This is a genomic window from Caproiciproducens faecalis, assembly GCF_019448085.1.
Lineage (GTDB): Bacteria > Bacillota > Clostridia > Oscillospirales > Acutalibacteraceae > Caproiciproducens > Caproiciproducens faecalis.
The window spans coordinates 743,358-769,306 of the sequence record NZ_JAGFNZ010000002.1; the positions used below are offsets into that span (position 1 = coordinate 743,358).

Annotated in this window: 21 protein-coding genes; 11 read left to right on the forward strand and 10 right to left on the reverse strand. The window is 52.1% G+C overall.

Features of this window, described 5'->3' with window-relative positions:
* Positions 1-371: 371 nt before the first annotated feature.
* The 6 genes from J5W02_RS07970 (at position 372) to J5W02_RS07995 (ending at position 7,031) form a co-directional block, all read left to right on the forward strand.
* The gene (locus tag J5W02_RS07970) at positions 372-1,748 is read left to right on the forward strand and encodes a PTS mannitol transporter subunit IICB (RefSeq protein ID WP_255575623.1); all 1,377 of its coding nucleotides are present in this window, start codon (positions 372-374) and stop codon (positions 1,746-1,748) included.
* Positions 1,749-1,835: 87 nt separating this feature from the next.
* Positions 1,836-3,929, forward strand: a complete 2,094-nt coding sequence (locus J5W02_RS07975) for a BglG family transcription antiterminator (RefSeq protein WP_219965134.1) — start codon at positions 1,836-1,838, stop codon at positions 3,927-3,929.
* 42 nt (positions 3,930-3,971) lie between these two features.
* Positions 3,972-4,427: a PTS sugar transporter subunit IIA gene (locus tag J5W02_RS07980; RefSeq protein ID WP_219965135.1), complete on the forward strand. Its 456-nt coding sequence runs from the start codon at positions 3,972-3,974 to the stop codon at positions 4,425-4,427.
* A 50-nt stretch (positions 4,428-4,477) separates the two neighbouring features.
* Positions 4,478-5,743: a zinc-binding dehydrogenase gene (locus tag J5W02_RS07985; RefSeq protein ID WP_219965136.1), complete on the forward strand. Its 1,266-nt coding sequence runs from the start codon at positions 4,478-4,480 to the stop codon at positions 5,741-5,743.
* 116 nt (positions 5,744-5,859) lie between these two features.
* Entirely contained in the window at positions 5,860-6,768 is a 909-nt protein-coding gene (gene pfkB, locus J5W02_RS07990) for a 1-phosphofructokinase (RefSeq protein WP_219965137.1), read from the forward strand.
* Positions 6,769-6,773: 5 nt separating this feature from the next.
* Complete coding sequence (locus J5W02_RS07995; RefSeq protein ID WP_219965301.1) at positions 6,774-7,031, forward strand: HPr family phosphocarrier protein; 258 nt, start codon at positions 6,774-6,776, stop codon at positions 7,029-7,031.
* A gap of 104 nt (positions 7,032-7,135) precedes the next feature.
* On the opposite strand, the gene J5W02_RS08000 is transcribed toward J5W02_RS07995, so the two are convergent.
* Entirely contained in the window at positions 7,136-8,236 is a 1,101-nt protein-coding gene (locus J5W02_RS08000) for an NlpC/P60 family protein (protein WP_219965138.1), read from the reverse strand.
* 227 nt (positions 8,237-8,463) lie between these two features.
* Between J5W02_RS08000 and rlmB the strand changes: the two genes are divergently transcribed.
* Genes rlmB through J5W02_RS08015 form a run of 3 tightly spaced genes read left to right on the forward strand, consistent with a single transcriptional unit; the run spans position 8,464 to position 12,985 of the window.
* Positions 8,464-9,231, forward strand: a complete 768-nt coding sequence (gene rlmB / locus J5W02_RS08005; protein ID WP_219965139.1) for a 23S rRNA (guanosine(2251)-2'-O)-methyltransferase RlmB — start codon at positions 8,464-8,466, stop codon at positions 9,229-9,231.
* Positions 9,232-9,248: 17 nt separating this feature from the next.
* A complete protein-coding gene (locus tag J5W02_RS08010; RefSeq protein WP_219965140.1) occupies positions 9,249-12,329 on the forward strand; it encodes an HAD family hydrolase in 3,081 nt (1,026 codons plus the stop codon).
* Positions 12,330-12,358: 29 nt separating this feature from the next.
* Positions 12,359-12,985: a YczE/YyaS/YitT family protein gene (locus J5W02_RS08015; protein ID WP_219965141.1), complete on the forward strand. Its 627-nt coding sequence runs from the start codon at positions 12,359-12,361 to the stop codon at positions 12,983-12,985.
* 57 nt (positions 12,986-13,042) lie between these two features.
* Here J5W02_RS08015 and J5W02_RS08020 read toward each other — a convergent pair whose 3' ends face one another.
* The 4 genes from J5W02_RS08020 to J5W02_RS08035 form a co-directional block, all read right to left on the reverse strand.
* Positions 13,043-13,504 (reverse strand): DUF4358 domain-containing protein, encoded by a 462-nt coding sequence (locus J5W02_RS08020; RefSeq protein WP_219965142.1) that lies wholly within the window; start codon positions 13,502-13,504, stop codon positions 13,043-13,045.
* Positions 13,505-13,513: 9 nt separating this feature from the next.
* Positions 13,514-14,407 carry a GDSL-type esterase/lipase family protein gene (locus J5W02_RS08025; RefSeq protein ID WP_219965143.1) on the reverse strand — a complete coding sequence of 298 codons (894 nt, stop codon included), beginning with the start codon at positions 14,405-14,407 and terminating at the stop codon, positions 13,514-13,516.
* Positions 14,408-14,581: 174 nt separating this feature from the next.
* Positions 14,582-15,589 (reverse strand): GGGtGRT protein, encoded by a 1,008-nt coding sequence (locus tag J5W02_RS08030; protein WP_219965144.1) that lies wholly within the window; start codon positions 15,587-15,589, stop codon positions 14,582-14,584.
* Positions 15,590-15,618: 29 nt separating this feature from the next.
* Positions 15,619-16,311 (reverse strand): iron-sulfur cluster assembly scaffold protein, encoded by a 693-nt coding sequence (locus J5W02_RS08035; RefSeq protein WP_219965145.1) that lies wholly within the window; start codon positions 16,309-16,311, stop codon positions 15,619-15,621.
* A gap of 360 nt (positions 16,312-16,671) precedes the next feature.
* Here J5W02_RS08035 and secA point away from each other — a divergent pair, with 360 nt between their 5' ends.
* The gene (gene secA, locus J5W02_RS08040; protein ID WP_219965146.1) at positions 16,672-19,416 is read left to right on the forward strand and encodes a preprotein translocase subunit SecA; all 2,745 of its coding nucleotides are present in this window, start codon (positions 16,672-16,674) and stop codon (positions 19,414-19,416) included.
* 58 nt (positions 19,417-19,474) lie between these two features.
* Here the strand turns inward: secA and J5W02_RS08045 are convergent, their stop codons facing one another.
* From J5W02_RS08045 to hrcA, 5 genes are all read right to left on the reverse strand, one after another.
* A complete protein-coding gene (locus J5W02_RS08045) occupies positions 19,475-19,771 on the reverse strand; it encodes a hypothetical protein (protein WP_219965147.1) in 297 nt (98 codons plus the stop codon).
* Between the two features lie 165 nt (positions 19,772-19,936).
* The gene (gene dnaJ / locus J5W02_RS08050) at positions 19,937-21,079 is read right to left on the reverse strand and encodes a molecular chaperone DnaJ (protein ID WP_219965148.1); all 1,143 of its coding nucleotides are present in this window, start codon (positions 21,077-21,079) and stop codon (positions 19,937-19,939) included.
* A gap of 199 nt (positions 21,080-21,278) precedes the next feature.
* On the reverse strand, positions 21,279-23,114 hold the full coding sequence (gene dnaK / locus J5W02_RS08055) for a molecular chaperone DnaK (protein ID WP_219965149.1): 1,836 nt from the start codon (positions 23,112-23,114) through the stop codon (positions 21,279-21,281).
* A gap of 79 nt (positions 23,115-23,193) precedes the next feature.
* On the reverse strand, positions 23,194-23,799 hold the full coding sequence (grpE, locus tag J5W02_RS08060; protein WP_255575624.1) for a nucleotide exchange factor GrpE: 606 nt from the start codon (positions 23,797-23,799) through the stop codon (positions 23,194-23,196).
* Positions 23,800-23,814: 15 nt separating this feature from the next.
* Positions 23,815-24,846 (reverse strand): heat-inducible transcriptional repressor HrcA, encoded by a 1,032-nt coding sequence (gene hrcA, locus J5W02_RS08065; RefSeq protein ID WP_219965150.1) that lies wholly within the window; start codon positions 24,844-24,846, stop codon positions 23,815-23,817.
* Between the two features lie 322 nt (positions 24,847-25,168).
* On the opposite strand from hrcA, the gene J5W02_RS14830 reads away from it, so the two are divergent.
* Positions 25,169-25,900 carry a pentapeptide repeat-containing protein gene (locus J5W02_RS14830; protein ID WP_219965151.1) on the forward strand — a complete coding sequence of 244 codons (732 nt, stop codon included), beginning with the start codon at positions 25,169-25,171 and terminating at the stop codon, positions 25,898-25,900.
* Positions 25,901-25,949 lie beyond the last annotated feature (49 nt).

Below are 25,949 nucleotides of genomic sequence, written 5' to 3' on the forward strand. Positions count from 1 at the left end.
TCAACCAAGTTTTCCACAGAGAATCCCGAGTATTCCACAGCATTATGTAAACTTTTGCAAATACTGTTTGTATAAATGGCCGCCCGCCTGGAAAAAAGAGGCTTTTGTTTCAGCCGCTCTCTGCATAAGCGGGGAAAGAGCGGCTGCTTGTCTCAACTTTTTGGCGCTCCAAAACGGGATTCCATGGGGCTTTTTCCAGTAAGAAAATATTGTATTTGGCATATTGCACAAAATATATTATTGCAATTATTAAAATTTGGCATCATTTCTGTGTGCCAAATCTGTTTTTGTTTCTCTTGAGAAAGTAAGGCACTCCGGCTTATAATCTAAGCAGAAATATTTCGGACTATTTGTTGAAAGGCGGAGTAAAAATGAAAGAAAAAGTTCAAAGCTTCGGAAGATTCCTAAGCGGCATGGTCATGCCGAACATTGGGGCCTTCATTGCTTGGGGGCTTATCACCGCGATGTTCATCAAAACCGGATGGACGCCGAATGAAAAGCTCTCTACAATGGTTGACCCGATGCTCAAGTATCTGCTCCCGCTGCTAATCGGCTACACAGGCGGCCGTATGGTCGGCGGACAGAGAGGCGCCGTTGTCGGCGCGATCGCCTCTATCGGCGTAATCATCGGCGCGGACATCCCCATGTTCCTCGGTGTCATGATTATGGGCCCTCTGGGCGGCTACGTTATCAAGCAGTTTGACAAACTGATTGCAGGCAAAGTCAAAGCGGGCTTCGAAATGCTCGTTGACAACTTCTCAGCCGGTATCATCGGCGGTATCCTCGGCATCATCGCGTTCCTGCTGATTAACCCGCTGTGCGTGGGTCTGACAAACGGCATGGCTGCCGGTGTTGATTTCTTCGTAAAAGCAGGACTGCTCCCGCTGGCACAGATCTTTATTGAGCCCGCGAAGGTACTGTTCCTCAACAACGCAATCAACCACGGCATTCTGACCCCGCTCGGAATTGAGCAGGCAGGCAAAATGGGCAAATCCATCTTCTTTATGCTGGAAGCAAACCCGGGCCCCGGCCTTGGACTGCTGCTTGCCTACTGTGTCGCAGGAAAAGGCACGGCAAAGAGCTCTGCTCCCGGCGCCGTCATCATCCATTTCCTCGGCGGTATTCATGAAATCTATTTCCCGTATGTCATGATGAACCCGATCCTCATCCTTGCGGTTATCGCCGGCGGTATCACCGGTTCCTTTGTTGAGGGAATCCTCGGTGCCGGCCTTGTCGCCGCCGCTTCCCCCGGAAGCATCATCGCGTTCCTGCTGATGACCCCGAAGGGCGGATTCCTTGGAACCATCCTCGGTGTATGCTGCGCCGCAGCGGTCAGTTTTGCTCTTTCATTCGTACTTCTGAAGGCAACGGCGAAGGACGAAGACAACCTTGACGAAGCCAAAGACAAAGTCAAGGCTATGAAAGGCGGAAAGGCTGTTGCCGCACTGCGCAAAGTCAACGTCAGCAAAATCGTGTTTGCCTGCGACGCCGGCATGGGCTCCAGCGCAATGGGCGCAACAGTCCTGAGCAAAAAGCTGAAGGAAGCCGGTTTGGATATTCAGGTTCTCCATTCCTCTATTGAAGATATTCCCCGTGACGTACAGATCGTCGTCACCCACCACGAGCTGATGGAAAGAGCCAAAAAAGCCGTTCCAAACGCGCAGCTCGTAACCATTACCAACTTTATGGCGGCTCCGGAGTATGATGAGCTGGTCAATCAGCTCAGCGGTCTTGCTTCGGCAATATAACAAAGAAACCCGGTTTTAATCCGTACATAAACACTGTATACGGAGTAGAAAAAAAATAGTACCATGGGTACCAGGGAGGGGTTGCAAATGACTTTTACACCGCGTTTAAATCATTTGTTTCGTATTTTGCTGAAAAATACGGAGCCCGTTTCTGTCAGCGAACTTGCTGCCCTGTTGAACACCAGTAAGCGGACGCTTTTCCGTGATATGGAAAACGTCGATTCCCAGCTCCATGCCTACAACCTGAAGATCAATGCGAAATCAGGGGTAGGCATCCGGCTGGAAGGAAGCGAACAGGACAGAGATCGGCTTGCCCAGGCGCTGCTCAGTGAAGAAGAACCGGAACCTATGGATAAAGAATCCAGAAGAAAACGCCTGATTCTGGAGATTTTAAAAAATCAGAGCGTACAGAAGCTCTATTACTACTCAAATCTGTTCAAAGTCAGTGAAGGAACCATCAGCAATGACATGGATGTGATTGCTGACTGGTTCCGGAAAAATGATTTGGATCTGTCTCGGCGGCAGGGATACGGTGTTGCTCTGGAAGGCACCGAAGAAGCCTACCGCCGGGCTCTTTCCCAATTTATCTACGAAAATATCAGTCGGGAAGAGTACTGGGAGGCATCTGTCGGCCCGGACGGAAAACCGGCTGAGGAAATAGACGTTTATCCCCTTTTGGATGCCAAAATTTTTAATCAGGTGATTTCCGCGCTGAAGACGATCCCGAGCAAAAAGCTGGAAAGATTCACGGAATCCTCCCGGTTCAGGCTTGTCATCTATCTTTCCATCGCGGTAGAAAGAATTATCAGGCAAAAGACCATCTCCATGGAACCGGACGCCATTCGTAAACTGAAAGCTACCGAGGACTATGCGCTCGCCGACACCGTTGCGGATATGCTGGAAGATTCGTTCCGGTTTAAAATCTGCGACGAGGAAAGGGCATATATTTGTATCCATATAAAGAGTGCAAAACAAAAATATATTGATAAAGATCCGGATGATGATTTTTACATCGATCATTACGAGCTGATCCGCATGATTTACCGGATGATCGACCGGTTTGATCCGGAACAGGCACAGGAGCTGAAAACGGATGAGGTGCTTCTGAGCGGGCTGATCGTCCATCTGGACCCCACGCTGATCCGGCTCAAGCACAACATGGCCATTCAGAACAATATGCTGGAACAGATCCGCACCATGTATCCGGATATCTTTGAAAAAAGCAAAAATGCCGCTCAGGTAATCTGGGAAAGCTACGGCTTTGCCGTACCGGATGCGGAAATCGGCTACCTTGCCACCCATTTCGGCGCTGCGGTCATCCGCATGAAAGAACGGAAACTCCAGCGCAAAATTGTCACCATCGGCGTTGTCTGCGCAAGCGGGATCGGCATTTCCTATTTAATGTCCTCCCGTATTAAAAATACCTTTAAGTCGGATGTTCTGATTAAAACCTATGCGCAGGAGGATTTGGCCGAAGGCTCCCCGCCGGATATGGATATCCTTGTTTCCTCTTTCCCCCTCAAAGATGTACCGTATTCCTATCTGCTGGTCAGCCCCCTGCCCACCGACGAGGATCTGGAAAAAATCCGCGAAGAGATCAACCGCTGCGCATATGTGGAAGCAGGCCAGTTCCCGCCTGAAACAAAGAGCGGGGGCTCTTCCGGCCAAATGCATAAAACCTGGGATATGGCGGAAAGCATTCAGTCCGTACTGTCCCAGTTTGAGATTTCCTACACGGATGAAAACATCAAATTCGCGGAGCTTGTCAATCAGGCAAGTCAGCGCTTCGGGAACAGCGACGCCAACCGTCGGCTGATTTTCAACGATCTTCTGGCGAGAGAAAAAATCAGTTCACAGGTAGTGTTCGACTACCAGTTTGCTCTGCTTCACGCCAAAACCGGCGGGGTAAGCAAGCCGGTGTTTGCGGTGATCCTGCCCAGCCGCCCGCCCTTCTGCAGCGAATATTTGCAAAACGCCGTGCTGGCGGTGGTAATGCTCATTCCCAAAGGTTCCGACGGAAAAGAAAACAGTCAGATGATGGGGAAACTCAGCAGCGCGCTGATTGAAGATGAAGATTTTCTAAACGCGCTCAAATCCGGGAACCGGGATCTTTCCTATACAAAAATACAAGAGATTCTGGAAGGGTACTTTACACAGAAAATCAAAGAACTCTATCTGTGAATCCATGAATTTCGGTCTATGATATAAGAAGGTGGTACACACATGATGTTTTTTAAGAAAAACGCAAAAAAGCCGGAGCTTCTGATGAAGCGGAATATTGTTTTGAACTGCAGCGCCGCGAATAAGGAAGAAGCCATCCGGCGCGCGGGAGACCTGCTGGTGGAAAGCGGTTACGTCGCGGAACCCTATGTCAACGGCATGCTCGCAAGAGAGAAAAAGCTTTCTACCTGTATCGGCAACAGCATTGCCATTCCCCACGGGGAAAGCGAAGTCAAAAAAGAAATTATTTCTTCCGGACTGGTGGTCATGGTCTATCCGGACGGAATCTTATGGGACAGCGAAACCGTCTATCTGGTGGTGGGCATTGCCGCCGTGGGCGACGAACACCTTGAAATTTTAAGGAATATTGTTGAGAAGCTGGACACCCCGGAAGCCGTGGAAGCTCTGGTAAAGAGCGGAGACGCCAATAAAATCTACAATTTGTTCAGCGGCGAATGATCCCGGCTGAAAAAGCCAACCGGCCTCAGAGGCTGGAGAAAGGAATTACTATGAAGACGAAAGCAGTCAGAATGTACGGGGCAGACGATTTGAGACTTGAAGAGTTTGACCTGCCGGAAATAAAGGACGATGAGATTCTGGTCAAGGTTGTCAGCGACAGTATCTGCATGTCCACCTATAAACTGATTAAACAGGGAAAAAAGCACAAACGTGCCCCTCAGAATATTGACACCAATCCCGTCATCGTCGGGCATGAATTTGCCGGCGATATTGTAAAGGTGGGAGCAAAATGGCAGCATGAATTTACGCCGGGCGAAAAATTCGCGCAGCAGCCCGCCCTGAATTATAAAGGAAGCCTGAATTCCCCCGGTTATTCCTACGAATTTTTCGGCGGGGACTGCACCTACTGCGTCATCCCGCACGAAGTCATGGAGCTGGGCTGCCTGCTGCACTACAACGGCCCCAGCTATTTTGAAGCTTCCCTCGGCGAACCGATGTCCTGCATCATCGGCGGTTTCCACTCCAACTACCACACCAACAAGCTGAATTACAACCACGCTTCCGGTGTTAAGGAAAACGGAACTCTGCTGATCGTTGGCGGCGCGGGCCCCATGGGTCTTGGCGCGGTGGAATATGCCATCTGCGGTGAGAAGAAGCCCCGTCTGGTCGTTGTAACCGACGTCAGCGAGGAGCGCATTTCGCGCGCGGAAAAGGTTGTTCCGGTTTCCAAAGCCGCCGAGTTGGGCGTTATCTTAAAATACGTCAATCCAAATAAGATGGAAGATCAGTACGAAGGACTGAAGGCACTGACCGACGGCAAAGGCTTCGACGATATTCTCGTCATGGCGCCGATTCGTCCGCTGGTGGAGCTGTCAGACAGCCTGCTCGCTTTTGACGGCTGCCTCAATTTCTTCGCCGGCCCGACCGACAACAAGTTTTCCGCTAACATTAATATGTATAATACCCATTACATCAGCACCCACATTATGGGGTCCACCGGCGGCAACACCGACGACCTTGTGGAAGCGCTCGACCTGTCCGCCGCCGGAAAAATCAATCCGTCGGTCATGGTCACCCATATTGGCGGTCTTGACTGTGTCGCCGACACGACTGAAAACCTGCCCTCCATTCCCGGCGGCAAAAAACTGATTTACACCCATATCAGTATGCCGCTGACAGCTATTGACGATTTCCGTGCACTGGGCGAAAAGGATGAGCTGTTCAAAAAGCTGGCGGACAGCTGTGACAGTCACAGCGGCCTGTGGAACAGTGAAGCAGAGCATATCCTCCTTGCGCATTTTGGAAAAACCATATAGAAACTTATCACTGAGAATGTCGAAAAACTTGTCAGGCATCGAGGAATCGTGCAAGACAAGGCGGCAAGTAGTTGCGCGACTTTATCGACTGCCTAAAGACTGCGGGGTGCACATTATTGATTTATACCGTAACATTTAATCCCGCGCTCGATTATATCACAGACGTCCCGGATTTCCGCGAAGGTGAAATCAACCGGAGCTGCGGTGAAAAGATTTTGAGCGGCGGAAAAGGAATTAACGTTTCCATTGTTCTGAAAAACCTTGGACTGGAAAGCACGGCGCTCGGGTTTATCGCCGGATTTACCGGGGATGAAATCGAGAGGGGCGTACGATCCTTTGGCTGCAGCACCGACTTCATCCGGCTGGACGGCGGCCTGTCCCGTATCAACCTGAAAATTCGCTCCAAACATGAAACAGCGGTAAACGGCAGCGGCCCGCTGATCCCCCGGGAAAAAGTCAGTAAGCTGTTTGCACAGCTGAGCGGCCTTTCCAACGAAGACATTCTTGTTCTTGCGGGCAGCATTCCTTCCTCCCTGCCGGCCAACACCTACGAGACCATCATGGAGCGGCTGCAGGAAAAGAAGATCCGCATTGTAGTGGACGCCACCGGGCAGTTACTCCTGAATGTTCTGAAATACCGGCCGTTTCTCATCAAACCCAACCGGGAAGAACTGGAAGAGCTGAGCGGGCAGGCGCTAAAAGGCGAAAAAGAAATTATTCTTGCCTGCAAACACCTTCAGACGCTTGGCGCCAGCAATATTCTGGTCTCGCTGGGCGGCGACGGCGCAATTCTTGTCAGTGAAACAGGCTGTGTCTACCAGGACGCTGCCCCGGAAGGCAAGGTTGTCAACACCGTCGGCGCAGGGGATTCCATGGTGGCCGGTTTTCTGGCGGGGTACCTGAAAAACAGGAGCCTGCTGGAAGCCTTCCAAACAGGGATCGCCGCGGGAAGCGCCAGCGCATTTTCCGAAAACCTTGCAACCGGAAAAGAAGTTTCCGCTCTGCTTAAAACAATAAAGGGGTGAAAAAGATGAAAGAGTTCCGCTATGTCATTCAGGATAAGGAAGGAATCCATGCAAGGCCGGCCGGCCTTTTGGTTCTGGAGGCCCAAAAACACGCCTCGGAAATCACCATCAGTAAAACCGGGAAAAAGGGAAATGCAAAAAAGCTGTTTTCTGTCATGAGCCTCGCAGCCAAAAAAGGAGAAGAGGTTACCGTTACGGTGGAAGGTTCCGATGAGGAACAGGCATTTAAAAGTATCCAGTCTTTTTTTAAGACAAATTTATAAGCTTATAAGATTTCATGATGATACATCTCCATCTCACTCACGCACAATTTCCTCCATCTGGGGAGACCGGTGTAATGCGCAAGCATTTGCACCGGTCTCTTTCTCTATTCATCTGTATGGGTTACTTTCCCGTCACACAGAACCACTTTATGATCCTGTATCTGATAGGTGCCGCTGCGCACATAGACTAGGGTCGGCACCTGCAGATAATGCTGCCAGCCGCGCCCCTCCAGTTTGGTTTTCACCACGCCGTACCGGTTCCCTCTTGCCTCAATCACTTCTCCCCCGCCTACATAAACCCCAACGTGGCCGCTCATGTGAACCACCAAACCCGGCGTGTCCGGCATTGCGGAAAGATTGCCCTTGATTTCAGCCGCGTCATAAAGGCCGTCCGCCGTACAGTCCGGCAGCACTCCCTGCTGTTTGGAGGAAAATTCCCCCGTCGACTCGTTCAGCCAGGAATACGCTTTAATCAGGCCGCTGCAGTCGAACCCGGGTCTTCCCCCAAAATTCAGGTAAATATCGTTCACCTGCTCCCCCGTCAGGTTGGCCCGCTCCACCCCGCTGAACTTCTGCTGCTGTTTCTGGAGAAACGGAAGCAGAATCGTCTGGCCGACCGCCCCGTAAACATATCCGCTTTTACAGGTCAGCGCGTTGAACGCAAAATTCGTAAGGCCGATATTATTTTTCAGCCCGTCCCCGCTTTTCAGGTTCTTTTCCAGCAGGGAACCCGCGTCGACGTAACCGGGTGCCAGCTCCCCGCTCAGCCGAATCATGGACTGCCTTTGCGCACGGTCAATGGCAAGGCGGAACTCCGCCTCCACACGGTCAAAAATTCCGTCCGTATCCGCAATGGGCACGAGCGTGTTCTTTTCATTCAAATAGAAGCATTTCACAAGGCGCTCCCTTACGCTGTTTTTATTCGGATACCGATTGTTGTCAAACAAAGTGATATACACGGAATACAGCAGTTTTGTATTCAGCTGTTTTCCCTCCGGAGCGCGCAGAAGCACCCGGGACACCTCCGGCTTAAAATCCTGCGACACTGTTTCCAGCGCGTACACTCTTAAGCTTTCCTTCTGCCCGGCACAGCTTTTAAAAACGAAAACCGTAAGAAAAATTCCTATCAGCAGAACGCCGGCGGCGACCCGAAAATGTTTTTTTAAAAGAAATCGCGGAATACTATGTCTTATTATGATAATCATCCCTGTACCCCCTGAATCTTTCATATTCAAAATCCGGGAAAAGTATGTGCAACCCGGGAAAGTTTTGAAGGTACGGACATTGACGGACATGTCTATATCTGTTAAAATGAGAAATATATAGCTAATTTGAAATTCAAAGTGTATTGGTGAAAATCCGTCCATTCCTCCGATGAGGGGCGAATTTTGAGGAATTATAAAGTTTTGATAAAAACAAGGGAGTAAAATAGATGATTGAAGAGAAAAATCAGCACGGCGATGACATTATTGCGGGAAGAAACGCCGTCAGCGAAGCCATGCGCAGCGGACGCACCATCGACAGCCTTTATGTCGTGCGCGGAGCGCATACCGGAAGCCTCAGCGCGCTGATTGCCAAAGCAAAAGAAAAAGGAATTGCGATAAAAGAAGCGGACGTCAAAAAGCTTGACTTTATGTGCGGCAACGCCAACCATCAGGGCGTGGTCGCCGTAGCGGCCGTCAAGGAATACGGAACCATCGACGATATTTTTCAGCTTGCCGCCGAAAGGAAGGAACCGCCGTTCATCATTGTGGCGGACGAGCTGGAGGACCCCCACAATCTGGGCGCCATTTTAAGAGTGGCGGAATGCTCCGGCGCGCACGGCGTCATCATCCCCAAGCGGCGCGCGGCGGGTCTGACCTATGCGGTCGGCAAGGCGAGCGCGGGCGCGGTGGAATACGTTCCCGTGGCCCGAGTGACGAACATCACCGCCGCCATTGACGAGCTGAAAAAGCGCGGCGTCTGGATTTACGCCGCCGATATGGACGGGGAACCCTGGTGCAGTGTCGATTACGCCGGCCCGGCCGCCGTTGTCATTGGCTCCGAGGGAGCGGGCGTCGGCAGGCTGGTAAAAGAAAAATGCGATTTTGTCATATCTTTGCCAATGAAGGGTAAAATAAATTCGCTTAATGCTTCGGTTGCCTGCGGCATTATCTGTTATGAAATTGCACGCCAGCGCAGTGGGATTAAGACAAAATAATACAGGAGCGGATCAATATGGGCGATAATCAAAAAGCTCCGCGCGATAAATTTTCGTTAGACGAGATATTAGCGGAAGCGCGTACTTTGGAAACAGGAAAGCAGGAGCCTGCGCCCACCGAAAACAAGGCAAAGGCTGACCCGGGACGAAAAAAGACGGCTGCCACGCCGGAGGAAATTGCCAAACAGGCAAAAATCGCCCTTGACGCAAAAGTGTCTTCTATGCCGACGCCGCCAGTCATACCGGAACCGGAAAAGAAGCAGAAGCGCGGAAAAGGACTTTTCAGACGCCGCAAGCGTGATTTTTCCGAACCCGACGAGGAACAGGATATCTACTACGGGCTCCAGCTCCGGTCGCTGGAAGATTACCGTGAAGAATACGGAAAAATAGAGACTCCGCTGGCCCATCCGGAAAAGAGGGACGGCGACCCCATCTTTTCCTATCTTTTCAGCGAAACCGCCGACGGTACGGTGGATGATGAGGTTGCCGAACGCTTTGAGCGCCTGCACAACGAGCGCAAAAAACGCGTGGAAAAAATCATGAGTCAGGCCGGTCTGGACGAGGACGATATTTTTTCTCTCTGCGAAGATCAGCCTGCTTGTGAGAAACCGGAAGCGAAAGAACCGCCGCCGGAGCCGGAAGAGCCGGCCGAACCGCAGGCACCGACGGTCATTCCTCCCCCGGCGCATCCCGCGCCCGGCCCGGTTCCCCAGCCGAAACCGGAAATAGAACCCGGCCCCGTGCCTCAGCCGGAAATACGGGAACCGCTCACGGAACCGGTGTTCCAGCCTTCTTCCCCGCCGATGACTCCGCCGACTCCGCTTCAGCCGGACAGTGCGCCGCTCATCCGCTGCAGAATGTCGGAAGAACCGGTCAAGGAGCCCGTCGCGGCACCAAGGGTAAAAGAAGAAGTGCCGCCTCCGCCCGCGGTCAGGGAACCGGGAAAGCCGGTGCCGCAGTCGGCGGAACATGTTCACAGTTACCGGACGAATTTTAAACAGCCCGTTCATTTTATTCAGCTGAATAATTATGAGGAAGTTCTTACGGATGCGGCGGCGGGCTATCCGCCCGCCAAGCCGAAGCAGCCTCCGCCGCCGATCCCCATTTCCGTTATTCCGGCGGGCGGAGAAGATCTTCCGGTTCGGGAAACAGAGCAGACGGCACAGGCCGCCCAGCCGATTCCCTTTCCCGAACCCGCTTTCTCCGGGGAGCTTTCCCCTGAAGAAGCCGATGATTTGGAAAATTCCTTTGAAACGGAACCACCCTCTGAAGAAAAAGCAGAAAGAAAGAAAAGCTTCAGTGTGTTCGGGAACGAAGAGGAAGACAACGATTCCACCGACAACCTGCCCGGGGAACAGGAGGAGCTGGACGACTACCAGAGTCCGGGCGACGCGCCCTCCATCTTTCACGACCTTCATTCCAATATCAGAACGCTGTATCTCCGACTGGCCGTAACAGGCATCAGTTTTGTCATCCTTCTTGCTTTTGGCATTCTGCGGGATTATGCGTCCCTGCTGCCGGCGGGGATTCTGAATCTGATTGGGGCGCAGCCTTACATAATATTGAACCTTGTATTTCTGCTGGTTGCCGCGGCATTCAGCATTACCCCCATTCTGAACGGATTAAAGGGCCTCGCCGTGTTTCAGGCTAACGCGGACAGCGGCGTTGCTGTTGCGGTGGTTGCCGCGCTGATTCAGAACGCCGCCCTGCTGTTTTCCGTACAGAGTCTGCAAACCGGCGGTCTGCACCTGTACTCCGTGCTTGTGGTTATGGCGCTGTTTTTAAATACGGTCGGCAAGTTCAGCTTTGCCCGGCGCATCGACCGTAATTTTCATTTTATCGCCGCGCCCGATCAAAAACAGGCCGTCCAGATTTTTGACGACCACAACACCGCCCTGCAAATGGCGTCCGGCTGCGTAGTCGACGCGCCGGTTATCGCTTATCAGACGAAAGCCAATTTCTTGAAGCATTTTTTAAGTCTGTCCTATGAGCCGGACCCCAGCGAGCAGTCTTCCCAGCTGGTGGCTCCCATCGGATTTGTCTCTTCCCTGATCCTGTGTATTGTCACGCTCATATTAACGAAAGACGTTTACGGCGCGCTGACCGCCTTCGCGGCCGCGGCGTGTATCTGCGTCCCCTTTGTCAATATGCTCAGCGTCAACCTTCCGGTGAACCGGGTCTGCCGTATCGCCGCCCGCTGCGGCGCAATGATCATCGGCTACCCGGCCATCGACCGTTTCAGTTCCACCAACGCCGTACTGGTGGACGCAAAGGAGCTTTTCCCCAAAGGCACCGTCGTGCTGAACGCGATTAAAACCTTCGGCGGGCAGCGCATTGACGACGCCATTGTGGACGCCACCGCCCTGATGTGCGCGGTGGGCGGGCCGCTGAGCGACCTGTTTGACCAGATCATTAAGAGCCGCCGTGAAATGCTTCCGAAAATCGACAATACGGTTTACGAGGACGACAAAGGCGTAACCGGATGGGTTTCCGGCAGACGGATTCTGGTCGGCAGCCGGAAACTGATGGAGGCCCACCACATTGAGCCGCCGTCACGCGACTATGAAGAAAAATACACCCGTACCGGAAAGCGGCTGGTATATCTGGCCTCCGGCGGGGAACTGGTCGCCATGTTCGTGCTCTCCTACAATTCCGACCGCCGCCGCGCAATGGAACTAAGACGAATGGAAAACAACGGCATCAGTCTGATTGTACGCACCTGCGACCCGAATATTACCCCGGCTTTGCTGACGGAGTGCTTCGGACTGGATGAACATTCCGTGCGTGTGCTTCCCGAACGGCTGGGGAGCATCTATGCCGAAATGACCGCCGCCCCGCAGGAGCGCTCCGACGCAGTGATGGTCACCAAAGGAAGGCCCACCGCCATGATGCGCCTGCTGGCGGCATGCGTACGCCAGCGCAGCAACATTTCCATTGCTGTCGCCCTGCAGAACGTTGCGGTGATTCTCGGCTTTTTACTGGTGGCGTTTTTGGCTTGCTACTCCGGTCTTGGTCAGATGACCGTTACCGCGCTGATGATTTATGAGCTTTTCTGGGCGGCGGCGATCCTGATTGTACCCAGAATCCGCAAACCCTGATTTTAAAACTGATTGTGAGAATCCAACACATGAACAAAAACCTTTTGAAGCGCATTGCTATGGTGTGCGTCGGTACACTGATTATGGGCTTTGCCGTTTCTCTTTCCGTCTACGCCCGCCTGGGTACCGACCCCTGCACCTGCATGAACACAGGGCTGGCGCACCTGCTTGGCCTGAGCTTTGGCGTATGGCAGTTGATGATGAACAGTATCATCCTGATTTTTACCTTCTTCTTTGCCCGCGATAAAATCGGTTTCGGTACCATTTTCAATATGGTCGCAATTGGGTTTCTTGTGGATTTTTTCAGCTGGCTTTACTCTTTTATCCTGCCGCCGGACCCGCCTCTGGCCGTCAAAATTTTCTGTATGCTTTTTGGGGTCGGCATTCTTGCATTTACCGCGGCGCTTTATATGTACCCTCAGTTGGGCGTCTCGCCCTACGACAGCATCGGATTCATCCTCATCCGGCTCCTCCCTCACGCACAGTATCGCTGGTGCCGCGTATGCTACGACATTCTGGCCGTCCTCATCGGTTTTGCTTTTGGCGGCGCTGTCGGCGTGGGAACCGTCATCACCGCTTTCTGCATGGGGCCGCTGATAAAGTTTTTTACCGACCGGCTGCCAAGATGGATTCCTCTTACCATTGAGAATCCCTGAATTTTCCAAACAAAAAACCCGAACGGACATTTTCGTCTCCGCTCGGGTCTTTTTCTGTCATTTCAACAATTCATCTATGATTTTCTGTGCGCCGGCGTCATCGTCGGACACACACAGAATCACATATTTCCCGCTCTGCACCAAAACGGGAGATTTCAGTTTTTTCATTTCCTGCGGCTGATAATCCGTGTAGCCTGCCCGCTGGTCCTCAATTCTTTTCTGTGCGCCCTCTTTTACCTTAGCCGCGGAAGCTTCATCCTTCGCTTCAAAAACCGCCACTTCCTCAGCCGTGGCGCCGGTGCTTTCATACACGTCCGCCTTTGCAACCGTGCTTTCCTCCAGCCCGTACAGCTGAAGCGCTGTTTTACTGTCTATCTTTGACATTTGATCCGCAAAACAGATGGAAGAAATCAATTTTTTTGCGGCCTCTTCGGTATTGACCGTTTTAGACGAACCCGAGGCACAGCCCGCCGCAAACAGCAGTGCGCCCGCCAAAATAACCAGTATTGCTCTTTTCATTTGCTCTTCCTAATCCCTTTCGCCTCTGGTGTGCGCTCGAAGGTAGTCACACCATTTTTTGCAGTATTCCCTATTCAAATGCACCCCGTCGACCGAAGCGTCTTCAGGCAGATTCCCCTTTGAATCGGAAACCGCCGTGTTGACCGCAAGATAGTTGATACTGTTTTTTGCGGCCATTTCTTTGATCGCCTGATTGTAGGATTCGATTTTCTGATTGTTGTAAACTTTGTCGGAGTCGGACTTTTTCGCCGTTACCGGAAGAATGGACTGAACATAGATCGAAACTCCCGGCTGACAGGCTTTTATCTGGTCAATCACTTTCTGGTAATCCTCAATGAAAGTGTTGAAGCTGCTCCAGCCAAGCTCATTCACGCCCAGCATGATATAGATCTTTCCGTATTTTTTTTCTTTCACCGCCTGCATGACCGTCTTTTTTTCGCCGTCAACTTCAATGGCGGGCTTTGTAAAAATCGTGTTGACCATCAACCCTTTTACAGCGTAATAGGTCGCGTTGTCCAGTCCGTCAAAATTGCGCAGCGCCTCTGTGCGGCTGTCCCCGACAAACAGGGCGTCGTCAAAAAAGCCCACGGGCGTACCGGCATTCTGCGGGGTACTGCTCAGCGGCACGGCGGGTGAGGAAATCACCTCCGGCGGAACGCTGGCCACAGGAGCGGACTGGGGCGGGCGGCTGCTGGCAGGAGGTGGTGCACTGCTGACAGGCGGCGAACTGCTGACCGCCGCCTGTGAGACGGAGCTTTGCGTTCGCGCGGCGCTGTAAACCAGACGACCGATCCCCCGGACGGCGTTATAAGCGCCCAGCCCGATCAGATACAGGACTCCAGCCAAAATCATGCAGATTACCACTTTACGGAAAATTCTTCTCGGCCTTTTTCCGGTCCTCATAAAAGCCCACTCCGTTTGTATCAGATTCGATTGACAACCGTGAACATTACAGGAATTTATACAGTTCTATTATCGCATAATTTCGTTTATGAATAATGCTTTTAAAAGGTTTTGTAAAAAAAAGGAGTGTGACAAAGCGCCACACTCCTCGAAAAAAGCTTAAGCTCTCATTTTTTATTTGCAGGATTCAAAAACTGCAACAGCACAGGCAACGGTGGCGCCGACCATCGGATTGTTTCCCATTCCGATCAGGCCCATCATTTCCACGTGCGCGGGAACGGAAGAGGAACCGGCAAACTGGGCGTCGCCGTGCATACGGCCCATGGAGTCGGTCAGTCCGTAGGAAGCCGGGCCTGCGCCCATGTTGTCCGGATGCAGGGTACGGCCTGTGCCGCCGCCGCTTGCAACGGAGAAGTACTTCTTGCCGTTTTCCTGCGCCCACTTTTTGTAGGTGCCGGCAACCAGATGCTGGAAGCGGGTCGGGTTGGTGGAGTTACCGGTAATGGAAACGTCAACGCCTTCCGCCTGCATGATGGCAACACCTTCGCGGACGTCGTTTGCGCCGTAGCATTTTACCGCCGCGCGCTCGCCGTCGGAGAAGGCTCTTGTCTCAACGACCTTCAGCTCGTCGCTGAAGAAATCGAAATCGGTCTTTACATAAGTAAAGCCGTTTACTCTAGAAATAATATATGCGGCATCCTTGCCGAGGCCGTTCAGGATAATCCGGAGCGGTTCTTTACGGGCGCGGTTCGCGGTACGGGCAATTCCGATTGCGCCTTCCGCGGCGGCAAAGGATTCGTGGCCCGCCAGAAAAGCAAAGCACTTTGTCTCATCGCGAAGAAGCATTGCGCCCAGGTTGCCGTGGCCCAAACCGACTTTTCTCTGTTCGGCGACGGAGCCGGGAATGCAGAAAGCTTCAAGGCCAAGGCCGATTTTTTCAGCGGCTTCCGCGGCGGACTTTACGCCCGTTTTAACCCCGATTGCACAGCCGAGGGTATAAGCCCAGCTTGCGTTTTCAAACGCGATGGGCTGTACGCCCTTCACAATTTTATCAACATCAATTCCTTTAGAAAGGCAAAGATCGCGAGCGTCTTCGAGACTGGCAAGGCCATACTCGGCAAGACACTTCTCTATTTTGGCCATTCTTCTTTCTTTTCCTTCAAACACAACATCGTTAGCCATATAGTTTAGTCCTCCTTTTATGGTCTTTATTATTCTTCACGCGGATCAATATACTTTGCCGCGTTGTCAAAGCGGCCGTACTGGCCGATATTCTTCTTGTAGGCTTCGTCCGGGCTTACGCCGTGGCGGATATCCTCCAGCATTTTACCGATCTTGACAAACTGATAACCGATGACCTCGTTGTTTTCATCAAGTGCGGTCTTTAAAACATAGCCCTCCGCCATTTCCATGTAACGAACACCCTTTGCACCGGTGCTGTACATGGTGCCGATCTGGGAGCGAAGACCCTTTCCAAGATCCTCCAGACCTGCGCCGATCGGAAGACCGCCCTCGGAGAAAGCTGTCTGGCTGCGGCCGTAGGCGAGCTGCTTAAAGATTTCTCTCATTGCAACGTTGATTGCGTCGCAGACAAGGTCGGTGTTCAGGCACTCGAGCAGTGTTTTGCCCGGCAGAATTTCCGCGGCCATCGCTGCGGAGTGAGTCATGCCGGAGCAGCCGATGGTCTCCACCAGAGCCTCCTCAACAATACCTTCTTTGACATTTAATGTCAGTTTGCAAGCGCCCTGCTGAGGTGCGCACCAGCCAATGCCGTGGCTTAAACCGGAAATATCCTTGATTTCATATGACTTGACCCATTTGCCTTCTTCAGGAATCGGTGCAGGACCGTGTTTGGGGCCCTTTGTTACAGTACACATTTTTTCCACTTCTGGGGAATAATTCATATCGGTACTCCTTTCGGTTTCAGTGTCTTTTGGTTTTATTATCATACAACCAATATACTTTTTTATTATAGTTTATTTTCTGCTTTTTAGCAATAGGATACCGGGTGATAATTAAATTTTTAACAGGTGTTTGTCACGGATTCACTCCCGTCTCGCCTCTGCCGCCGTCGCTCTGTGTGAATCGGCGCGCTCCCTTCCATTGTTTACGAATTATTCTTTTCTTTCAGAGTATCCTATGATATAATATCCCTGTATATTGACTATCGTTTACGGCAATTCGGTCACGACCGGTTTCCGAAGGGATAAATTTCCTTTGGGGAATCGTGATAAGACCGATCATTATATTTTGAGGTGACTTTGATGAGTAATATTCTGACTGCTTTCTTCGGCAATTACAGCAAACGCGAGCTGAAGCGGATTCAGCCTATCTGCGACTCCGTCCTTGCATTGGAGGACAAGTATAAAGCAATGTCCAGCGAAGAGCTGATCGCCCAGACGCCCGCGTTAAAAGAGCGTCTCTCCAACGGCGAAACCCTTGACGACATCCTTCCGGACGCTTTTGCGGTCTGCCGTGAAGCTTCGGACCGTGTTTTGGGAATGCGCCACTTCCCAGTGCAGATCATCGGCGGAATCGTATTGCATCAGGGCCGCATCAGCGAGATGAAAACCGGTGAAGGAAAAACGCTGGTTGCCACCCTTCCGGCTTACTTAAACGCTCTTTCCGGGAAAGGGGTTCATGTGGTAACCGTCAACGATTACCTGGCCCGCCGCGACTCTGAGTGGATGGGCAAGATTTACCGCTTTCTGGGGCTCAGCGTCGGCCTGATCGTACACGACCTGGAAAACGACGAGCGTAAGAAGGCCTATAACGCCGATATTACTTACGGTACCAACAACGAGTTCGGCTTTGACTACCTGCGTGACAACATGGTCATTTACAAGGAAAACAAAGTGCAGCGCGGTCACAATTTCGCCATCGTCGACGAAGTGGACTCCATCCTCATTGATGAGGCGCGCACCCCGCTGATTATCTCCGGTCAGGGCGACAAGTCCACGGAGCTTTACAATGTGGCCGACCATTTCGCACAGACTCTGAAAATGGTGAAGGTCGCGGAGCTGAACGACAAGGAAGACAACGACGAACTGTATAAGGACGCCGATTATATTGTGGATGAAAAGGCAAAGACCGCCACGCTGACTCAGGCCGGTGTAAAAAAGGCGGAAGCCTACTTTAAACTCGATAACCTGACGGACGCCAACAACATCACGATTCAGCATCACGTCAATCAAGCAATCAAGGCGCGCGGCGTCATGCAGAATGATATTGATTACGTCGTCAAGGACGGAGAAGTCATCATTGTTGACGAGTTCACCGGCCGTCTGATGTACGGCCGCCGCTACAACGAGGGTCTGCACCAGGCGATAGAGGCAAAAGAAGGCGTAAAGGTCGCGCACGAAAGCAAAACGCTTGCTACCATAACATTCCAGAATTTCTTCAGATTATACGACAAGCTTTCCGGTATGACCGGTACCGCCATGACCGAGGAAGAGGAATTCCGTGAAATCTACAAGCTGGACGTTGTAGAAGTACCGACCAACCGGCCGATGGTTCGTAAGGATTTTCCGGATGTTGTCTATAAGACGGAGAAAGCAAAGTTCAACGCCGTCATTGAGGATATTATCGAGCATCATGAATTGGGGCAGCCTGTCCTGGTCGGCACCATTTCCATTGAAAAGTCGGAGGAACTCAGCGGCCTGCTGCGCCGCCGCGGCGTCAAGCATGAAGTACTGAACGCCAAGTACCACGACAAGGAAGCGGAAATTGTTGCACAGGCCGGTCATAAGGGTTCTGTCACCATCGCAACCAACATGGCAGGACGCGGCACCGACATCGTTCTCGGCGGCAACAGTGAATATATGGCGAAATCCGAAATGCGCCGTATGCAGTTTTCGGAGGAACTCATCAGTGAATCCACCGCTTACTCCGACACAGCGGATGAGGAAATTTTAAATGCCCGCAAAACCTTTGCGGAGCTGAACGACAAATATAAGGCACAGATCAAACAGGAAGCGGAAACGGTAAAAGAAGCCGGCGGCCTTTACATCATCGGCACGGAGCGCCACGAATCCCGCCGTATCGACAATCAGCTGCGCGGCCGTTCCGGCCGTCAGGGCGACCCCGGTATGAGCCGTTTCTACATTTCGCTGGAAGACGATCTCATGCGTCTGTTCGGCGGTGAGCGCATCAACAATCTGATGGAACGCCTGAACGTGGACGAGAATACCCCGATCGAGAACAAAATGCTTAGCAATACCATTGAAGGCGCCCAGCGTAAGATCGAGGGCCGCAACTTCGGCATCCGCAAAAACGTCCTCCAGTTCGACGACGTAATGAGCCGTCAGCGTGAAATTATCTACGGCCAGCGCGACCAGGTGCTGAACGGGGAAAATATCAAGGATCAGATCATCAAGATGATCGAGCAGGCGATCGAGACGCAGGTTCACCAGTATATGCCGGAAACCGCGCTGCACGACGACTGGAATTTCCAGGGCCTGCGCGACCATTACATGGGCTGGCTGCTGAATTCGGACGATCTGGTTTACAATAAAGACGAAATTGAAAAGCTGGAACCCGATTATGTGAAAGATCAGCTGATTGAAAAGGCAAAGGCGCTGTACGAAAAACGCGAGCAGCAGTTCGGCGAGGAAATTACCCGCGAGCTTGAACGCGTCATTCTTCTGAAAAACGTCGACTCCGAGTGGATGGATCATATCGACGCCATGGAAGAGCTGCAGAAAGGCATCCGCCTGCGCGCCTACGGCCAGCATGACCCGGTTGTCGAGTACCGTCTGGAAGGCTTCGACATGTTTGACCAGATGATTGCGACCATCCGTGAAAACACCGCCCGCATGATGCTCACCGTACAGCTCCGTACAGCGGAGGAACCGAAACGCGAGCAGGTCGCAACCCCAACCTCCAGCAGCGGCGGAGACGGCAGCGACACGAACCACACCATTCGCAAGGGCAAAAAGCCCGGACGCAACGACCCCTGCCCGTGCGGCAGCGGCAAAAAATATAAAAAGTGCTGCGGCAAAGACGAATAAGATTTTCAATAATAAAACAGCATGGAGTTCACTTCCTTTGTGGACTCCATGCTGTTTTCTATTTGGATGTTTTCATGCCTGAGTGAGCCGAAGTAAGGGTTTTAATCAAGTCGAACACATAGTTGCTGCCCCGGCTGACCAGAATCCCCGTCAGGATGCTGCCGACAAGCGGAACCGAGGTTTTAAGCCCCACCATGGCCAGCATGTCAATCCCGTAAGCAATGGAGACAAACACGCCCAGCAGGATGGAAAAGACCATTTCCCACTTTAAGACTCCCTTGACAAAGAACTGGTTGATATAGGTAATCACGCCCTCCACAATCACCGCCAGAAAAAACAAGCCGAAATACTCCATATGACCGCCCTCCCGTCATCTTTTCGCGGCTGTGCTTTGCCGCCGCCCGATTTTTTCCCCTGCTCCATTTCTATGCGGGATATTTTCCGTTCAACACAGAGTCCGGCCCCGTGTAAAAATTTCTTTACAGATAAAGAAAAAGACCTGCCTTGCGGCAGGTCTCTTTCAGTCACCGAACATATCTTTAATTTTATCGATAAAGTTTTTTCGTTTTTGGTAATTCTTCTCTTCGGCAACGTTGTCGAATTCCTGCAGGATTTCCTTCTGCTTCTGCGTCAGGTTCTTCGGCACCTCGATTGTCATGCGCACGAACTGGTCGCCGCGCCCGCGCCCGCCGATGCGTGGGATTCCCTTTCCCTTGAGCTTAAACACGTCCCCCGGCTGGGTGCCTTCGCGCACCTGATAGCTGACGCGCCCGTCAATGGTCGGCACGACCACCTCCGCGCCGAGCGCCGCCTGCGTGTAAGTAATTGGCACTTCGCACCAGACGTCGTTTCCGCGCCGCTCAAAAATGGGGTGCGGCCGCACATTGACGTACACGCGCAGGTCGCCTGCAGGGCCGCCGTTGCTGCCGGCGTTTCCCTGCCCGCTTACGCTGAGGATCTGCTCGTTGTCAATTCCCGCCGGGACGTTGACCTCTATTGTTTTCTGCCGGCGTACGCGCCCGGTACCGCCGCAGGTTCCGCAGGGGTCGTCAATCACTTTTCCGGTACCGCCGCAGCGGTCGCAGCTTCTGCTTGTCTGCACCACGCCGAACGGTGTGCGCTGACTGATGCGTACCTGCCCGGTCCCGCCGCAGTTCGGGCAGGTCTTTGCGCTGGTTCCCTTTTTTGCGCCGCTTCCGCCGCAGTCAACGCAGGAATCTATTTTCTGGTAGGAGATATTTTTACGGCAGCCCTTTGCCGCTTCCTCAAAGCTTATGTTTACAGTCGCTTCGGTGTCGCTGCCGCGCCGCGGTGCATTCGGGTTCACGGAACGGCCGCCGCCAAAACCGCCCCCGAAGAAGCTGTTAAAAATGTCGCCCAGATCAATGTCTCCGGTGAAGGGGCTTCCTCCGCCCGCGCCGCCGCCAAAATTGGGGTCGACACCCGCGTGACCAAACTGGTCATAGCGCGCTTTTTTATCCTTATCGGAAAGCACTTCGTATGCTTCATTTACCTCTTTAAATTTTGCCTCGGCAGTCTTATCCCCCGGGTTTAAGTCCGGGTGATACTGCTTTGCAAGCTTACGGTAAGCCTTTTTAATCTCTTCATCCGTGGCATTTTTCGGCACGCCCATAACTTCATAATAATCCCTTTTATCAGCCAAACCTAATCACTCCTAAAATAATGAAAAATGAACAAATGAAGGAGAAAGAGTTCCGTGGCGTTCCTTCAAAATGCATTTACCTGTGAATGCTGAAATTGCCTATCAACCCATGATTGCCAGCTCCCCAAACGAAGAGCTGGCCACCACAGTCATTCATCTTTCATGAATTGATATTCATTGTTAAAAAGCAAGCCGGAGATTACTTTTTGTCGTCGTTTACATCCTTGTACTCTGCGTCGTAAACATTACCGCCGTTTGCGTCCTGCGGCGGTACGGGCTGACCGTCCACCGGCTGCTGCGGTGCCGCTGCCTTGTAAAGCTTTTCGCTGACCGCGTACATTGCTTTCTGCAGTTCCTCGGACTTCGCCTTCATATCGTCCATATTGTTCGCGGAAATAGCCTCTTTCAGAGAAGCGACCTTCGCGTTCAGGTCGGTCTTGTCGGACTCGTCAATCTTGTCGCCGTTGTCCTTAATCAGCTTTTCAACCGCGTAGCACATGTTTTCGGCCTCATTCTTCTGATCGACCTCTTCACGGCGCTTTTTGTCTTCCGCCGCGAATTTTTCGGATTCCTGAACAGCCTTGTTAATATCGTCCTTGCTCATGTTGGAGCTGGAGGAAATCGTGATCTTCTGCTCCTTGCCGGTACCCATATCCTTGGCGGATACGTTGACGATGCCGTTGGCGTCTATATCAAAAGTAACTTCGATCTGGGGGATTCCGCGCGGTGCCGGGGCAATGCCGTCCAGCTTGAACAGGCCGAGCTGCTTGTTGTCGCGGGCGAATTCACGCTCACCCTGCAGGACGTTGACCTCAACCTGAGTCTGGCCGTCCGCCGCAGTGGAGAAAATCTGGCTCTTCTTGGTCGGAATGGTGGTGTTGCGCTCGATGATTTTAGTCATTACGCCGCCCATGGTCTCAACGCCGAGGGAAAGCGGGGTAACGTCCAGAAGCAGCAGGCCTTCGACCTCGCCGCCGAGCACGCCGGCCTGAATCGCCGCGCCAATGGCGACACACTCATCCGGGTTAATGCCCTTGAACGGGTCTTTTCCTGTCAGGCTCTTAACGGCGTCCTGTACGGCAGGAATTCTGGAAGAACCGCCGACCAGCAGAACCTTGTTGATCTGCTCAATCTTCAGGCCGGAATCGGAGAGTGCCTGACGAACGGGGCCCATGGTCTTTTCTACCAGGTCGGCCGTCAGCTCGTTGAACTTCGCTCTGGTCAGGGTCAGGTCAAGATGCTTCGGCCCGGTTGCGTCGGCTGTAATAAACGGCAGATTAATTGCGCTGGAAGTCATGCCGGAAAGCTCGATTTTCGCTTTTTCTGCGGCTTCCTTCAGTCTCTGCATCGCCATCTTGTCGCCGGAAAGGTCAATGCCGCTTTCCGCCTTGAAGGAGGAAGTCATCCAGTCCATGACGCGCTTGTCGAAGTCGTCGCCGCCAAGGCGGTTGTTGCCCGCGGTGGCCAGAACTTCCTGAACGCCGTCGCCCATCTCAATGATGGAAACATCGAATGTACCGCCGCCAAGGTCGTAAACCATGATCTTCTGATCGTCGCCCTTGTCGATGCCGTAGGAAAGCGCGGCAGCCGTCGGCTCGTTGATGATACGCTTTACGTCAAGTCCTGCGATCTTGCCGGCATCCTTGGTCGCCTGACGCTGTGCGTCGGTGAAGTACGCCGGAACGGTGATGACCGCGGAGGTGACCTTTTCGCCCAGATACGCTTCCGCGTCGCCCTTCAGCTTCTGAAGGATCATTGCGGAAATTTCCTGAGGAGTATAGCTTTTATCGTCAATATTGACTTTATAGTTGGAACCCATTTCTCTTTTAATGGAAGAGACGGTGCGATCCGGATTGGTGATTGCCTGACGTTTTGCAACCTGACCGACCATACGCTCACCGGTTTTAGAAAATGCCACAACGGAAGGAGTGGTTCTGGCGCCTTCGGCGTTTGCAATGACGACCGGCTCGCCGCCCTCAATAACCGCAACGCAGGAATTAGTAGTACCTAAGTCTATGCCTATTGTCTTTGACATACTGTTTTACCTCCAAATAAATAAGTTTTTTAATTTCAGTGTTAATCTATATGAATTTGAAATTTACCTGACAAAAAAATCAGTTTGCGACTTGCACCATCGCGTGGCGTACGACCTTATCGCCGATCTTGTAGCCCTTCTGGAACACCTGTGCAATGGTGTTTTCCCCGGCGTTCTCGTCGTCCACATGAGAAACCGCGTTGTGAAGGTCGGGATTAAAGACTTCGCCGACTTCCCCCATTTCCATCACGCCAAGTTTCTGGAGCGCGCTTTTCAGCTGAGAATTGACCATTTCAACCCCCTTGCGAAGGTCCTCCGCACTGCAGTCCTTTTGCTCGAGCGCCCTTTCAAGGTTATCTGCCACCGGCAGAAATTCCACGACTGCCGCGGAGGTTGCGTCGGCGTACACCGCCGTTTTCTCGCGTTCCGTACGCTTGCGGTAATTGTCGTATTCCGCCGCTGTGCGGAGCAAAAGCTCTTTCTGCTTTTTCAGCTCTTCCTGCGCCTGCTCCAGCGCCTTCTGCGCGTCGTCCTTCGGCTTTTCCTCTTCCACAGAAGGTTTTTCCGCTGCGGAAGTCTTCTCAGCCTTAGAGGTTTCCTCCGGCTTGCCCGCGGAGGTTTTTTCGTGCGCCGCAGCCGCTTTTGTCTGCTTTTTATCCACTTGTTCTTTTTGGTCTTTATCCAAAACAGTGACCCCTTTCTATTCCATATCCAAAAGCTCCGTCAACATTCTTCCAACGGAACCGGAGAGATATTCAATGTTTGAAATGATCTTCCCGTAGTTCATTCGCGTAGGGCCGATAATGGCGATAGCGCCCGCGTCCCTGCCGCCAACGAGGTATCGGGAGACAATTACGCTGGATTCGCTCAGTTCGGGCCGGTTGCTCTCCTGCCCGATCAGCACCTTCATGCTGTTGTTCTGCTGCATTAAAAGGCGGGAAAGCTCCTGCGGCCGGGATAAAAAATCCATAATACGGCGGATTCCCGTCTGCCCCAGCTCGTTGCAGAACAGAAGGTTCATTTCGCCGTCCAGGCAGATCTCCGTCTGCATGGAGTCCTGCGCCACGTCCAGCACCGCCATCAGCGCGTCGCTCATCAGCATCGTCATGTTTCCCAAAGATGCCGCCAGCGACTGAATGTACGCGGGCGTAATGGTGGAAACCGGCAGCCCGACCAGCTTTTCGTTTAAGACGCGGAAGAACACGCGCAGGATTTCGGGGGTAATATCGAAATCGCAGTGAAAAACGCGGCTCTTCATGGTTCCCGCGGAGGTCATCAGAATTGCCATCGCGGTTCTGCGGCTGGTCTGCACAAACTGAATAGCACGGATGTCCGCCGAACTTCCGCTCGGGGTAGTGGAAACGGCGGCGAACCGGGTCATTCCCGCCAGTGCACGCGCAACGCCGTCCAGCAGCTTTTCCGGGTCGTAGGCGCTTGGCAGCAGCAGACTGTCAATATAGCGCTGTTCCTCCTTCGACACCGGATGCTTTTTCATCAGCGTGTCAATATACACGCGGTATCCTTTGTGGGAAGGGATTCTTCCCGCGGAGGTGTGCGGCTGCTCCAGCAGCCCCATTTCCGCAAGGTCGCTCATTTCATTGCGCACCGTAGCGGAGGACACAGTGAAATCAAGGGTGTCGCAAAGCGCCTTGGAGCCCACCGGTTCGCCGGTCGCAACATACAAATCCACGACAGCCGCCAGAATTTTCTGTTTTCGTTCGCTTAACTCCAACCCTCTCGCCTCGCCCGCTTTTGTGTTTTTAGCACTCTACGAGTATGAGTGCTAAATCTATTTAATAATTTACCATTACTTTACCCCATTGTCAATATAGTATTTGTAAACTAATTGTGAAATCGTAAAATTATGCTTTCTCCGCGAAGCAGAGCAGCTGCTTTCCATTTCTATGGAGTTATGCTAAAATATTGATACGGAATCATTATGATATTGCATTTGAAATGGAGACGCGATGGAAGAGAATCGATCAGGCAACAAATACGCTTGCCTAAAAAAAGATTTAGAGCCAAATTGTGAAAAATGCAGCGGCCTGTGCTGCGTGGCGTTATATTGCGCAAAAACGGACGGCTTTCCGGCTGACAAGGGTTCCGGAACCCCCTGTAAATATTTGATGCCTGACTTCCGCTGCAAAATTCATTCCGAGCTGAAAAGCAGGAAAATGAGCGGCTGTCTTGCTTATGAATGCCTGGGCGCGGGGCAGAAAACGACTCAAATGTATTGTCCTGACCATGACTGGAAAGCCAATCCAGCCCAGGCAGAAAACATTTTTCAAACTTTCACCATTGTCTTTCATCTACACCAAATTTTATGGTACCTCATAGAAGCATTTTCTCTGACTTCAGACGAAAAGACGGCCGCAGCCATTGAATCTCTGATAACGGAAAATTTGCAAATGACTCAGCAGCCCAGCCTTCTGAATCTGGACATTGCCGGACACAAATTAAAGGTGAACAATATTCTGAAAACAGTCATTGGCATGATTTCGGCTGAATGCCCCGCATCAAGCCAAGGTACGGATTTTTTAGGAAAGAACTTCAAAAAAGCAAATCTTGACAGAAGAGACTTCAGCATGTCGCTCCTGATAGCCGCTAATCTGGAAGGGTGCAGTTTAGACAGAACCGTTTTTTTAGGGGCGGATCTCCGTGATGCAAATATAAAAAATACTGATTTAAGCAAGTGTGTCTTTTTGACACAAATGCAGATAAACTCCGCAAAGGGAAACAGCAGCACCAGGCTTCCCGCCGGCTTACACCACCCGGCAGCGTGGTAGTACTTCTCCTGTCCCGGGCATCACAATGAAAAAAGAGTCACGGAAACGC